The 13,345-nt window shown below is 40.9% G+C and carries 14 protein-coding genes; 9 read left to right on the forward strand and 5 right to left on the reverse strand.

The genetic code is table 11. From position 1 onward, the window contains the following. Positions 1-50 precede the first annotated feature (50 nt). The 9 genes from BGK46_RS11625 to pssE all read left to right on the forward strand — a co-directional run bounded on the left by BGK46_RS11625 (position 51) and on the right by pssE (position 7,995). Positions 51-296 carry a hypothetical protein gene (locus BGK46_RS11625; RefSeq protein WP_069589457.1) on the forward strand — a complete coding sequence of 82 codons (246 nt, stop codon included), beginning with the start codon at positions 51-53 and terminating at the stop codon, positions 294-296. After that, positions 289-1,632, forward strand: coding sequence for an AMP-binding protein (locus BGK46_RS11630; protein ID WP_254659689.1), 1,344 nt, complete (start codon positions 289-291; stop codon positions 1,630-1,632). The genes BGK46_RS11625 and BGK46_RS11630 overlap by 8 nt, the downstream gene beginning before the upstream one ends. Beyond that, the gene (locus BGK46_RS11635; RefSeq protein ID WP_069589460.1) at positions 1,629-2,351 is read left to right on the forward strand and encodes an SDR family NAD(P)-dependent oxidoreductase; all 723 of its coding nucleotides are present in this window, start codon (positions 1,629-1,631) and stop codon (positions 2,349-2,351) included. The genes BGK46_RS11630 and BGK46_RS11635 overlap by 4 nt, the downstream gene beginning before the upstream one ends. A gap of 140 nt (positions 2,352-2,491) precedes the next feature. After that, positions 2,492-3,427 (forward strand): ATP-grasp fold amidoligase family protein, encoded by a 936-nt coding sequence (locus BGK46_RS11640; RefSeq protein ID WP_175418656.1) that lies wholly within the window; start codon positions 2,492-2,494, stop codon positions 3,425-3,427. Between the two features lie 508 nt (positions 3,428-3,935). Then, on the forward strand, positions 3,936-5,207 hold the full coding sequence (locus BGK46_RS17625; protein ID WP_069589461.1) for an O-antigen ligase family protein: 1,272 nt from the start codon (positions 3,936-3,938) through the stop codon (positions 5,205-5,207). Beyond that, positions 5,140-5,994, forward strand: a complete 855-nt coding sequence (locus BGK46_RS11650) for a glycosyltransferase family 2 protein (protein ID WP_254659691.1) — start codon at positions 5,140-5,142, stop codon at positions 5,992-5,994. Before BGK46_RS17625 ends, BGK46_RS11650 begins: the two co-directional genes overlap by 68 nt. Then, the gene (locus BGK46_RS11655; RefSeq protein WP_069589464.1) at positions 5,991-7,079 is read left to right on the forward strand and encodes a glycosyltransferase family 4 protein; all 1,089 of its coding nucleotides are present in this window, start codon (positions 5,991-5,993) and stop codon (positions 7,077-7,079) included. Before BGK46_RS11650 ends, BGK46_RS11655 begins: the two co-directional genes overlap by 4 nt. Continuing rightward, entirely contained in the window at positions 7,072-7,542 is a 471-nt protein-coding gene (gene pssD, locus BGK46_RS11660; RefSeq protein ID WP_069589466.1) for a PssD/Cps14F family polysaccharide biosynthesis glycosyltransferase, read from the forward strand. Before BGK46_RS11655 ends, pssD begins: the two co-directional genes overlap by 8 nt. Next, complete coding sequence (pssE, locus tag BGK46_RS11665) at positions 7,543-7,995, forward strand: PssE/Cps14G family polysaccharide biosynthesis glycosyltransferase (protein WP_069589468.1); 453 nt, start codon at positions 7,543-7,545, stop codon at positions 7,993-7,995. It abuts the gene before it with no gap. A 15-nt stretch (positions 7,996-8,010) separates the two neighbouring features. Here the strand turns inward: pssE and wecA are convergent, their stop codons facing one another. From wecA to BGK46_RS11690, 5 genes are all read right to left on the reverse strand, one after another. Next, positions 8,011-9,117: a UDP-N-acetylglucosamine--undecaprenyl-phosphate N-acetylglucosaminephosphotransferase gene (wecA, locus tag BGK46_RS11670; RefSeq protein ID WP_069589470.1), complete on the reverse strand. Its 1,107-nt coding sequence runs from the start codon at positions 9,115-9,117 to the stop codon at positions 8,011-8,013. Between the two features lie 55 nt (positions 9,118-9,172). After that, the gene (locus tag BGK46_RS11675) at positions 9,173-11,356 is read right to left on the reverse strand and encodes a YjbH domain-containing protein (RefSeq protein WP_069589472.1); all 2,184 of its coding nucleotides are present in this window, start codon (positions 11,354-11,356) and stop codon (positions 9,173-9,175) included. Continuing rightward, complete coding sequence (locus tag BGK46_RS11680) at positions 11,356-12,099, reverse strand: capsule biosynthesis GfcC family protein (RefSeq protein ID WP_069589474.1); 744 nt, start codon at positions 12,097-12,099, stop codon at positions 11,356-11,358. The genes BGK46_RS11675 and BGK46_RS11680 overlap by 1 nt, the downstream gene beginning before the upstream one ends. Then, positions 12,089-12,712 (reverse strand): YjbF family lipoprotein, encoded by a 624-nt coding sequence (locus tag BGK46_RS11685; RefSeq protein WP_158074977.1) that lies wholly within the window; start codon positions 12,710-12,712, stop codon positions 12,089-12,091. The genes BGK46_RS11680 and BGK46_RS11685 overlap by 11 nt, the downstream gene beginning before the upstream one ends. Positions 12,713-12,860: 148 nt before the next feature. After that, a complete protein-coding gene (locus BGK46_RS11690; protein WP_069589478.1) occupies positions 12,861-13,175 on the reverse strand; it encodes a hypothetical protein in 315 nt (104 codons plus the stop codon). Between the last annotated feature and the right edge of the window lie 170 nt (positions 13,176-13,345).

Genomic DNA, 13,345 nt, shown 5'->3' on the forward strand with positions numbered 1-13,345 from the left:
ATTGTATAACAATGTAGACATACAGGTATTTGGAAAAACAGGAGTACAAAGTGAGAAAAATTATATTAGATAAGTTCAATGAGGCCTTGGAACAAACAGATAGTGAACAGTTTTATTCGACTATAGCCGATGAGCAAGTTTTGTTAGATTCGGGGTTAGACTCTCTTGGGTTTGCTATTTTGGTAGCCTTGCTTGAAGAGGAGTTGGACTTCGACCCATTCCAGGAAATGGACGAAGCTGTATATCCTACAACATTTGGTGAGTTTGTGGCTATTTATGAGAAGCGACGTGCATAAAAAAATTTGTGATTTTTTTAAAAACGTTCCTTGTGAAAGAGTGTTTTTAAAACTAGAAGATATTAGTTATACGTATAGAGATATATTAAGTCTATGTTCGGATTTTAAACTCAAATATTCTGATTTGAGCGATAAAAATTGCGTAGTGATTGCAGATGATAGGGAATCGCTCGCAATCTATCTGCCAGTGGTGGATAGTGTTTGCAATAGCGTCTTACTACAGCCTAGAGATTCTATTAATCAAACCGATTGGTACGATCGGGCTGCAATTGAATATATCGTTAGAGTAGGAAATCGAAAAATAGTATCTGTAGAAAAGATAGAACAACCCGTTGTCGCGAAAAAATCAAATAAACATGATACGAGTTTTATATTAGCGACTTCTGGAACAACAGGCCAACCTAAGCTGGCGTCTTATTCTTTAGAATCATTAACTGTAAAATGTCAAAAAAATATAGAACGCGGTTGTAATTTTATCTGGGGACTCACGTATGACATTACTAGATTTGCAGGCTTGCAAGTATACTTACAAGCCGCTGTAGCGGGTTCAACGATAGTCCTTCCCCAAGATAGCGGTAATACTGACTCAATAGTCCTGTCTTTTATCAATAATAGTGTCAACTGCCTATCGGCTACTCCCTCTTTTTGGCGGAAGATATTAATGAACAGTTCTCATAGAGAAATGTCTTTAGAAAGGATTACTCTGGGAGGAGAGATCGTTAGCCAAAACATATTAAATGCATTATGTAAGAGTTTTCCTAGTGCGAAAGTTGTTCATATCTATGCCTCTACAGAAGCTGGGGTCGGCTTTTCCGTCAAAGATAAAATGGAAGGATTTCCTGCTGAGTATTTATTAAAAGGAATTGACGGAACCCGATTAAGGGTTAAAGATGGGTCTTTATGGATTAATAACTTAAATAGATGTACCCACTTTTTGAAAGGAAATGTAGAAATCGATGAACACGGCTATATTAACACTGGAGATTTAGTCGAGGTAAAAGAGGATAGAGTGTTTTTTCTTGGGCGTGCGAACGGCTCAATAAATGTTGGCGGTAATAAAGTTATGCCCGAAAAAGTTGAGGCAGTACTTGAAGAGTGCCCTATAGTTTCAATGGCAAAAGTATTTGCTAAGAAAAGCTCAGTTTTAGGCGATTTAGTCAGCGCTGATTTAGTGCTCACTCCAGAGGGAAAAAGCATTTCAAAGAAAGACTTAAAATCTCGTGTTATAACGTTCTGTCGAGATAAATTAGAACCTTTCGAGGTGCCAGCTATTGTAAAACGAGTTGACTTTATTGAGACTAACTCCACTGGGAAAAAAATTAGGAACGGAAAATGAAAAATGTTGTTGTTACTGGATCTGCTAAAGGACTAGGTCTTGAAGTATCTAAGCAACTTACTGATTGTGGTTATCGTGTAATAGGTATTAGTAGGAAGTTAACGAAAGATTACGAGAAATTAATGGAAGAATTTCCTAATCAAGTTTACTTTTACGAGTTCGATTTCTCCGATATCTCTTCTATTGCAAATATAGTTAAAGAAATAACTCAAAATCATGGTCGCATTTATGGATTAGTAAATAATGCAGCACTAGGGAATGATGGTGTTCTTGCTACGATGCACGAAAGTGATATTTCAGAGTTAATAAGAGTTAATCTAGAAGCTCCAATTCTAATGACGAAATATGTTACTAGATCCATGCTTCTGAATAGAGAAGGTCGAGTTATCAATATTGGTTCAATAATTGGTTCGACTGGCTTTAATGGCCTAAGTGTTTACGGCGCGACTAAATCAGCAATGAATGGTTTTACTAAGTCGCTAGCTAGGGAGTTAGGTAAAGCTCAGATTACAGTAAATACACTGGCTCCTGGTTATATGGAAACTAATATGACGCATGGCTTAGAAGGTGACAAGTTAGAAAAAATTAAAAGGCGTAGTTGTTTGGGTAGATTAGCGAACGTATCCGATGCTGCCAGTATGGTTGTGTATCTTTTGTCTGATAACGCTTCAGGTGTAACGGGTGCTACGTTTACCGTTGATGCGGGTAGTACAGCGTAGAACTAAGTAATATTCTAGTTATAGGTGTTAGTCTAGAGTTATCTTGATCAAGGAATAGAACCTGAATTAAAGAGAGTGGTCTCTTTACCTATCTCTCTTTTTATTTGTATCTCATGTCGCTTAGGCCAGGCATCATTAGAATGGTCAAGATTGGAAAATTACTTGATAATATGCGTATAAAAAAAATAGTTGCCAGAATAGTCCCAGAGACAGTAGTCACTTTGATTAAAAGATGTAAGTATCGAATTAATAGGGATAGAGACTTCTATAAAAATCATGGCTATCCTTTAAACCTTAAGGATCCTAAGTCTTTTAATGAAAAGCTTTATTATAGGAAGTATTACGGTAACTTCGACAATATGGCTTTATTTGCAGATAAATATAAAGTGAGAGATTACGTTGAAAAAAAAGTAGGAAGTAAATATTTAATCCCTCTTCTAGGTTTATACGAGGAATTTACACAAGAAGATTGGCGAGCTCTTCCAAATAAGTTTGTTTTAAAGACCAATCATGGCAGTGGAGCGAGGCATATACACATAGTGACTAACAAAGAGTCAGAAAATGTAAGTGATATAGTTAAAAAATTCAGGAAAGCACTAAAAGAGTCATTTGGTATAATTAAGCAAGAACCCTTTTATGCTCGAATAGATAGAAAAGTAATCGCCGAAAAATATCTGGAGTCTGAAGGGAAAACCCCTAATGACTATAAGTTCCACTGCTTTGGCGAAAAAATATTTATTCAAGTTGATAGTGATAGGTACGACAATCATAAAAGAAGTTTTTTTGATGCTGATTGGAATCGGCTAAACATTCGATTAGATTCGAAGTTTCCGGAAATAGAGGAATGCCTTCCTCCTAGTAACCTTAAGGAAATGATTGAAGTTGCCACCAAATTATCATCCGATTTCGATTATGTGCGGGTCGATTTATATAACGTTAACGGTAGAGTCTACTTTGGAGAGTTAACTTTAACCCATGGTAATGGAACCGAAGATTTTAAGCCGGGTCATATCGATATGGAATGGGGAAGTTACTGGCAATTAGATAAAAAGAATAGACTGCTCTATAAGAATTAGGAGTGTTCTGTTAGTAGTTGTGATTTGTTTAAAGTAAAAGCATTAATGTGATAGATGCTTTTTTTTAAATTCTATTGATATAGAAATTTTGTTTTAAGTGAGTACAAAGTCAAGTGATTTGGTGTAACGCTATAAATCCGTAGTCTGAAATAAATTTACTGAAAATGTTGATTAAAGAAAATCAAGTGTAATCGAGAACTAAGCAGTTTATACAAGAATGAAGCCTGGTCTGAAGTGTTATAAAATTGATAGCTTTATTGTATTCCTAAATCGATGTATATATGAAGTATTTAATATTAAATAAGGTTTGTTAATAAGGAAAGTTATTAAACATAAGGAAGTTAGTTTTGGGGTTATTACAACAAGATAGGACGATGAAATTCAGTGCTAAAAACAAAAAAATGATTGCCACGTTCAGCCAGAAGTGCTTGGTAAACATGCAAGGAATTTTTCAAAACGAAAATATCCAAATGTTGTCCATGGCTTCACTTTATATTAGGTATCATTAATGTCTTACGTTATGTACTTGATATCAATACTTTTAATTTCATCTGACTATTTTAGATTTGCGCTTAATATTCCATTTATGGATAGAATTTCTGTAGGAATTAGTTTGGTCGTTTTTCTTTACTGTGTGTTAATTAAAAGACGAAAGTTCAAAGTGTTATCATTTGGTTTTTTGTCTTTGCTAATAGCCTACTATTCTTTCATTGTGTTTTATAGCTTAGTTAAAGGGAATTCTATACCTGCTGTTGTCTATGGTACTGTTAAAATATCAACTTTTTTGTTTTTTATGCCTTTGTTTTCAGTTTTAACTTCTAGTGAATTAAAAAGCGCTGTTAGGATTTTTGTTAACGTTTCTATTGTTTACCTCAGCTTTAATCTCTTTGTAATGTGCCTGCAGATAATATTTGGAGACAGCATTGTGTCTTTATTTGGCATGCCAGCTGAAATGTACAATAGCACCATGAAGTCGGGGAGGCCAATGGGGCTGTATGGTAATCTGCCCGCGCTATCTTTATCCGCAGTATGTTTATATGTTCTTATTGATGGATTTTTTCCTGAGTTATGTCAATATAAGCTCAAAAAAATTATTTTATTAACGACTATTATTCTATCAACATCAAAGATTGCGATTCTTATTTTGGCAATGTATTTTCTTTTCAAATATTTAAAAATAAAAGGTGTGTTAAAATTAGTATATATTGTTGTTTTGTTTTCTAGCTTAGTCGCGTATGCTCTAAATAATGAACTCTTCGTCGATAAATTTGTTCAACTTGGTAGGATAATTAGTTTAGGGGACAACTTTTACGCGGCAGATTTAACACTAGTTGATTGGAGGTTCTATTGTTACGTATTAGCGATCCAAATTTTTTTTGACAATCCATTAGGCTTGGGACTAGCAACATGGGGTGATTTCTCTTCAACGTTGAACTCAAATATCACACACAACTATACTCTTGTTAATATGTCTGACAGTGCGTACTCTCATTTGTTTGTAGAGCAAGGGGTTTTCGTATTTCTATATTTATTTGTCATAATGTATCCGTGCCTGAAAAAAAAGGATAGAAGAGTGCTTTTTTTTCCGGCGATCGCTTTTGTTTCATTTATTTCGACAATGGGTTTCTCCGATACAACATGGCCGGCAATATATGCGTTCTGTTTATCCTCTATATTATTTTCTCATCAATTAAGGTTTCGCTCCCGTGAAGGTGTCCATAATAGTCCCAGTACACAACAGGTCAAGCATCATTACAAGCACGTTAGACAGTGTCGCTAATCAGACATATCAAGACTTTGAACTGATCATTATTGATGATTGCTCCGATGACAGTGAGCAATTACAAGTGATACTGAAAAACTATAAACTAAATATTAAGTACATTCGACATAAAACAAATCAACATGGAGCTGCAGCGAGAAATACGGGGATAGACGCAGCGCAAGGAGACTATGTAGCGTTTCTTGATTCGGATGATGTTTGGTTGGAAGACAAACTCGAAAAATGCATTAATAAAAAGATAGGTGAGAGAGATATACTTTACTCCAGAATAGAAGACCGGGGAACGGTTAAGCCAACAGCTGCATTTGATAACAACAAACAGGTCGATGAATATTTGTTGGTCGAGCGCCAAGCAATGCAAACATCATCGCTATTTATGCACAAAAATCTCGCAAGGGAGATACGTTTCGATTCGAGACTGAAGCGCTTTCAAGACACTGACTTTGTTATTCGCGCTCAGAAAATACACAATGCTAGGTTCGTATATATGGACGTTGTGCTTGTGAAAATGGGAGAAGAGGATGTGACTGGCCGAATTTCTGCGTCTGTTGATCCAAGGCCGGCAATTGATTGGCTAGGTAAAATAGGCCCGTTGCTTACAGATAAGTCAAAGGCAGTGTTTATATTTAACCGTATAATCAATTATGCGTCCAATTCATACTCAAGGAAATCTTTGATAAATTTATTTGTGCAAGGAAAATGTTACCGTTATTTTAACTACCTAGATTATAAAGTTTTTATTAAGTGTGTGTTGGGAAGTAACCAGAGTATGTTTAGAAAATGAGAATAACATTTATAACTAATCTCTATCCATGCAAACGTAAGCCATTTAAAGGTACCTTTGTCAGGAACGTTTTTGAGGGCTTTAGAAAAAATGGCTGCGATGTCAAGTTGATTGCGTTGCGAGATGGAGGTTCATGGCATGTCTATAAACTTCTTCGTTACATCCTTTTTTTTTGGCGAAGCTTTTGGTTTGCGATGAAAGCTAGCAAGAGTGATATCCTGTATATTCATTATACTTCTCATTCGTCAATTGGTGTTATTGTTGCTTCTTGGTTGAGAGGGCGTCGTTATCTAAACATTGTTTCGAACGTCCATGGTAGTGATATTCTTCCAGAGAAAAAAAACATATTCTCTTGGCTTAAAATTAACTTTTCTAAGAAAATAATTAACTTATCCAACGTTGTGGTTTCACCGTCTAACTATTTTAAGGATATTCTGGTTAGTCAATATAAAGTACCTAGAGATAAAATTGTAGTGAGCCCATCGGGAGGGGTTGATTCAGGGGTATTTCAGCCTCAAGCAGATAGTGTTAAAAGTTACACTTTTGGCTATGTTGGAAGGATAGAAAAAAACAAAGGAATTGATGAGTTAATTGAAGCATTTAAGTTAGTAAAGGGTATCAATAGCAACTATTCTCTTTTGATTGTTGGTAGTGGGAGTCATGTACCTGAGTTGAGAGAAAAGATTAATTCGATAGCTGGAATTACGTTTATCGAAGGGATGAGTCAGCGTGAGCTAGTAGAGATATATAATACAATACGCTTTCTTGTGTTCCCCTCCAAATTAAGAGAAAGTTTAGGTTTAATTCCTATTGAGGCTATGATGTGCGGTACACCTGTTTTATCATCATGCATTGGTGCTACTCACGACTATATTGTGTCAAATATGCGAGAGTATTCCTTTAAGCCTGGAAGTGTTGATGAGCTAAAAGCATCATTACTTCAAGCAGCGGCTATTAGCAAGAATGAATATGATTCTCTATGCCAACTGGCGTTAAAGGTAGCAGGAAATTATGATTCAGAAAGGGTAATTAGAGAGCTTTATAGGCAGTTAAAAGATCGGTTAGGTAGCGGTAATAATGCATAAAAACATTGCTATTGTATTCGGCTGTGGTGGACACAGAGCACAAGCGACACGATTTTATAGAGAGTTCTGTGTAGAATCCGACATTAATTTTTTTGCCATGACGGATGAAGGGAAGGCGCCAAGTTGGAGTGAACGCTGTTTAGTTCTCGAACCGTTGAGGAATAAATATACTGGTAGATTAGTATCTCCATTCAAATTTGCGTTAAATGTGTCTAAGTCTTATCATTTCCTGAAAGAAAACCGTATTTCTACCTTAGTCTCTTTTGGACCTGGAGTTGCAATTTTTGCGGGGGTTGCGGCAAAACTGACGGGATGTTCGATTATTCATTTTGAAACATGGTCAAAATTTCATTCACCGTCTTGGACAACGCGGGTAATGAGACATCTAACAAAACATATCTTCATACAAAATATAGAACTTAAAGATAAAATTCCTTACGGAAAATATGTGGGTCGCTTGTAAATGAAAATACTAGTAACTGTCGGAACTACGGCTTTTGATGAGCTTATTATCGAAATAGATCGCGCATTCAAGCATGACACCAATGTTAGTATTATGGCACAGGTTTCAGAAAAATCTTGCTGCGAAACACACAATATTCGAACGTTTGATTTCTGTGATAATTTACAGCCTTATATAGAGCAAGCGGACGTTGTAGTAACACACGCAGGCGCTGGCTCGGTATACTCGATGTTAGAGAGTGGTAAGAAGCTGGTTGTTGTTCCAAACTTGCAGAGGGCTGATAAGCACCAATTAGAGTTGGCTAAGTACGTACATGATAATAAATTTGCCATCGCATGTCTTGATTTGAAAACACTCAAACCCTGTATTTTACAGGCCGTATCTACGGATTTTTCCCCCTACCAGCGTGAAAAGTTTTTTGGGCATAGTATCATACGTGATTTGCTTATCTAAATAATTGATATTTCACTACGATCTCGGTCCTAGGATACGAGGATCCTCCGCTGTCTCAAGTTCACCTTTTCCCAATTTTTCACGGATATAGCAAGTTACTCGCCATACATGTCTAAGCATCAGGCAATAAAGTACGAAGCATGCTAAAAATCCGACGAACATAATGGTTTCATGCACTTTCAATAATTCGCCTATGATGCCGATACACGCGAGTAGCGTGGCGAGTAAGCAAATAGCGCTCAACGTTTGACGTGATGAGAGGCCAACGCGTTGAAAAATATGATGCAGGTGTTCACGATCAGGCTTAAATGGAGAGTCGCCTCGTTTGATACGCCTGAACATAATAGCGGTCATATCCATGAGGGGAAGGGCAATTAACCAAAGCCCAGTTACAGGGCGTATTGCGGCGCTGGTCGGGTGTTGGCTGGCAAGCAGCAAAAACCAAATGACGGTAAAGCCAATCAGCATGCTTCCTGCATCACCCATAAACACTTTTCTTTCTCGACCAAGTAATCCTAAATTAAACATTAAATAGGGTGCCATAATCACCGTGAGCACCAAACATAAATAGGCCAGTGAAGTATGGCCATTTAAGTAAAGTAAAATGCCTAAGCTAACAAAGGTTACCGTCGCTAATCCACCCAGCAAGCCATCAATACCATCTACCATATTGAATGCATTAATGGCTCCAATCACAGCCATTACGGTCAGTACATAGCCAAGTGTGTCTAGGCGAACATCGCCAGTCGCGAAGATATTGCCAAGGCGGTTCAGCTCAATACCGCCCAACACCATCATGGCGATTGCGAGTGCGGCTTGAATAGCAAACCGAAGTTTAAAGTCGATATCGAACTTGTCGTCCAAGACACCGATAGTGACGAGGATCAGAATACATGTGGCATATAGACCACTATGAGGTATGACTTCTGGATTGTTGAGCAAAAAATAAACCAGAGATAGACACATTGCCAATCCGCCAACAAGTGGGACGGCACCTGCATGGTGTTTCCTTTTATCTGGCTTATCAACAAGATCGATGCGTCTTGCCACTTTTCGTAGCACAAATAAAGAAGCTGCTGAGAAAAACAAGAGTAAAGCCAAATCGACAAATGAGATAATCACTGTGTCTTCCTTGCTATGAGTGAGCAGGTGTTTTTGTTATGTCCTGCATCAAACTCTAGTCGTTAGTCGCGGGACGTGCAAACCAAGGCGCACGATCATCAGTTAATTGATAAAGCGTATATTTTCTGCCTAATTTTTGTCCGCCATCCCGTTGAAGCGGCTGCCACGCGATAATACCACGGGATGTTGTCGGTTTGACTGAGAGCAGATCAAACGGGATAGAAACATAAAATCCTTTGGTAAAACTCCCCTCACCAAACTCTTCTGCTGATAAATCGGTTTTGCTAGCATAAGCGCCAACAAGGATCCCACTATCAAACTGTTTTGCAACATCAAGCGTTACGCCGACATCCTCGGTTAGATAGCGCCCTGCGCTGATTTTAGCCAATGTACCATCGAACAGCCCTAGTGGGTTTTGCCAGTAAAGTGTCGCATGCCCTGTGGTTGTGCCGGTTTGAACTCTGAAGGGGCGTTCTTCGTTTTTGCTAGGTTGATATTCGTTTTTAAATAGGCCAAAGGCCGATCCCGGCTCTCTTTGCTTAACATAATTGATGTCTACACCCAGAGCAAATGCGCTATTCATGGGTCGGTACAGCACTTCGCCGCCTACGCCCGCGAACATAGTTTCCAAATAACCGCCATAAGCTTGGCTGTACCAATTATCTCCCCAATGGTCGAGGTAGGTTAGCTGCGCATTAGTGACTCGTACTGGATCCTCAAGATATTGACGATTAAGTGTGCGTACCCGTTTCAAGTCTGTGCCGTCGGGCGGCACTGTGTATTTAAATTTATCGTAGGTATCAGCTATGTTGACGTACACGCTCGACGAGGCGATAAAATGATCGCCAAGGCGAGCAGCGGCGCGACCTGATACACCTAACGAATACATATAAAAGCCTTCTGAGCCGCCAAAAGATTGGATAAACACTGGGGCGAGCCCCATATCAAAATCATCTTGGTGGGCCGCTTTTAATTCTCCGGAGATGGCGCGAGGCAGCGTGTGCGTGCGTGCATCATCAGGTTTTGCCTCGACATAAGTATGAGTAGCGACAGCCGCGTAAGTCTCTGCATCGATGACGGTTTCAGTCATCGGTTGGCGTTGGGCCTGTTGAATAATGCGGTACTGACTCGCTTGAATCCCGGTGTTCGCGATCAATGTGGCTGCACGTGTTTGTGCAATATCTTGGTCGCGATACTTTGTTTGTTCACCGGTAACCGTGACTGTATCACCGTCAAAATGCACGCGATTGTCTTTATACCCCGCCACATTGGCAAGTTGCGTGCTTAATCGTTGCCATTGGTCTGCCGTTAAATCCTCTGTTGCGCTAGCAGGTCGGTAGGCTGGGTCATCATTATCTATCCAAAAAGTGTCCACCTGATTGAAGTTGGTGTTCAAGCTGAACCCGGCAGTGAATACTTCACCCCGCTCATAGGACAGGCGTGCAGCACCCCAATCACCGAAGCGGTATACGGCACCAAGGTTCCACGGACTATCAACTTGCATGGGGATGCCGGTTTGGGTACTAATGAAGTCAGCTTGGTAATCATTACCGTCGTACTCCAGCTTTAGGCTCAATGGCGCGTAAGGTGTTTGATATTCGATACCGCCGAACAGTGCCGTACAGCCAGTAAACATACGATCAATATCTACACTGCCGCCTCTACCAGAAAATGCCGTGTCACGGCCGCAGTCAACGGACTTCTGTTTATCGCCCGTTAAATTTGCACGGTTTCCTAAATAGCCCCAACCAATACCGAGTGAGAAATCAAATGGGCCGACACGTTTAGAACCCACGAGATACTCGCCGTCAAATAACCCAGTGCCCCCGATGTCTCTCAGACCGACTGCAAGCTCTGGCAACCAATAACTTTCTTGCCACAGGCGCAATTTAGCATCGATACTTTTATCAGTATATTTAGTGTCGCCGCTAAAACTGGGGTCATCGCTGTAAAGTAAGTCGTGCACCTGGGTATATCGGATAGTCGTTTCTAACCAAGGAAAGAGCTGGAGGGATGTATTAAAGTGCACATAGTCTTCGTTGTAAGTACTGCCTAAAGTGAATTCACCTTCTGGCGCCGAGCGTGCGGTGGGCATTTGTATGAGTCCCACCCCTCCAAAATCGGTTTGTGAATGGACAAGCGCTGGATAATCGAAATTATCCGCTGAAACGGTGCAACTTGTTGTTAGTAAAATCGTGCTAAGCCACAAACGGTGTGATGAAGTCTTTTTCAGTCGCATTATCGAATTAACCTATGTTGCAGGTACGTAAGCACGTGTTCATTTGTATCAACCGCAAAGCCATGAATCGCTTTTTCGGGGAGGGGAAGATAAATGATCGAACCGGGTAACAGATCTTGATGCCGTTCATTCCAGTAGGCAATAGGAACATGGCTGCGCTCTCCGGATGGCATGATAATCAGCGCCTGAGAAATGCCGATTGTTTCCGCACCGGCTTGCTCAAGATAGCGACGTACTGATTGTCGTTCAGTAAAGGCATACTCTCCGGGCTGCTTTACATCGCCCAATACCATAATGGTTGTCGGACGATGAGGTAATTGTAGGTGCCATGTGCCGTTTAATAGCGGGTTCGCGGCGGGTGTAATGCGCGTAAAATCGGGATCAATATTCCGGTTGATTCGCTCAGCAACCGTTAACTGTGTGAGCGTACGATATAGGCGTTTCCACTGCTGTTGAGTCTTACCTGTATTCACAGTGATTTGATGACGCACGGGTTGCAAATCAGCAATACGATCCGCGTTTTGGCTATCTTTGCGATAAAGCCCTGCAGCAGGCCAATACACGTCGTCCAATACCCGCTGCTGGCTTTGGGCCACGGCTAATACTGCCTCTGAAAGGCGGGGAGGCTGAGAAAACGAGAGATGTGTATCTTGGTTAGCTGTTATCGTCGCGGCTTTTAAAGGCATCGCTATTAGTAGTAAAACAGCCACGAGCCCATGTGTTAGCAAGCAGTTACTCTTCATGGTCGCTCCCTTGGTAGGGCTTTAAATGGGTCAAGGTTACAGCGGGCAAATGTGGTGCGAGATGCTGATAGGATTTAATCACGTTACCATTGCTATTATTCACCCAATAGTCATTGGTCCATTGAACATCAAGTGAGGGAAGGGACACTAGCTCTCGATAATGCGCTGTCTCAACTCGCGTACCATTCACCAAAATTGTTTGTGCACCAACATGATTAAATGTCGACTTGGCAAGGTAGCCACTGTGGTTGCCCGGCTGCCAATCAATCTTTCGTGACCATGTATGCGGCATAGTAATGGTTGTAAGGCCAACACTAAGCGGGTCAGGCGTGTCCGTTTGGGTTGCCGTTAAGTTACCATCGGCGAAGTTTACTGTTTTTACAATTCGGCCACTGCGGGTCACGATCATTTCGTGTTTGGCTGATAACCATTTGAGGTTAGGACTGGTATGTTGGCTTGGCTCAGCGAATGCTAACACCATAAATCCTTGCGGCCCGTTGTCGAGCTGAGCGTAAAGACTTGCGTAGGGGAGAGCGTTAATTTCTTCCCAACTTTTCTCGGCATCGGGGAAGCCATTATAGGCAAATTTAAACGAATCACCGAGATCTTGCATTCGTTGTGTGCATCCAGCAGAAAGCAGAACGATGCAGCCTATCAAGAGTACATGGTTGGATTTGGTCATAAGTGGTGGTTGGGCGGCGTGGCGGTGATAGAAAAATGGCTATAGGTTTACCTATAGCCACCGTTTCGAACCTCAGCGATTACTGTCCAGCGCTTAATGAGGTAGAGTTTGACGCATCGTTGTCATCATTACTCGCAGCAGCGACAGTCGCACCTACGGCAGCAGCAACCGCAACACCAGCTGCAACGGTACCCGCAGCAACACCGCCAGCCGCGGCGGCACCCGCAGCACCCGCACCTGCTGCGCCAGCACCTGCGCTCGCACCGGCACCCGCGCTCGCACCGGCACCTGCGCTCGCACCACTACCGCTTGCAGCACCCGGTGCCGCCTCGGTTGCGGCCATTGTGCTTGCAGCGAACAGCATAGCAATCAAGCCTGTTGCAATTTTTTTCATTTGTCTCTCCATGATTTTTGCATTAATACAAAAACGTCTGCAAACGCAGACACTAGTAAACTCTAATAGCTAAACACCGAGAAGTAAAATAAATACCGTATACATCACAGATATTTCATCCTAAATGTGCGGTAAAGCAGGGAGAAGCAGCCTCGCACTCGCATCGGCGC

This window comes from Salinivibrio sp. SS2 (genome assembly GCF_001722075.1).
Lineage (GTDB): Bacteria > Pseudomonadota > Gammaproteobacteria > Enterobacterales > Vibrionaceae > Salinivibrio > Salinivibrio proteolyticus.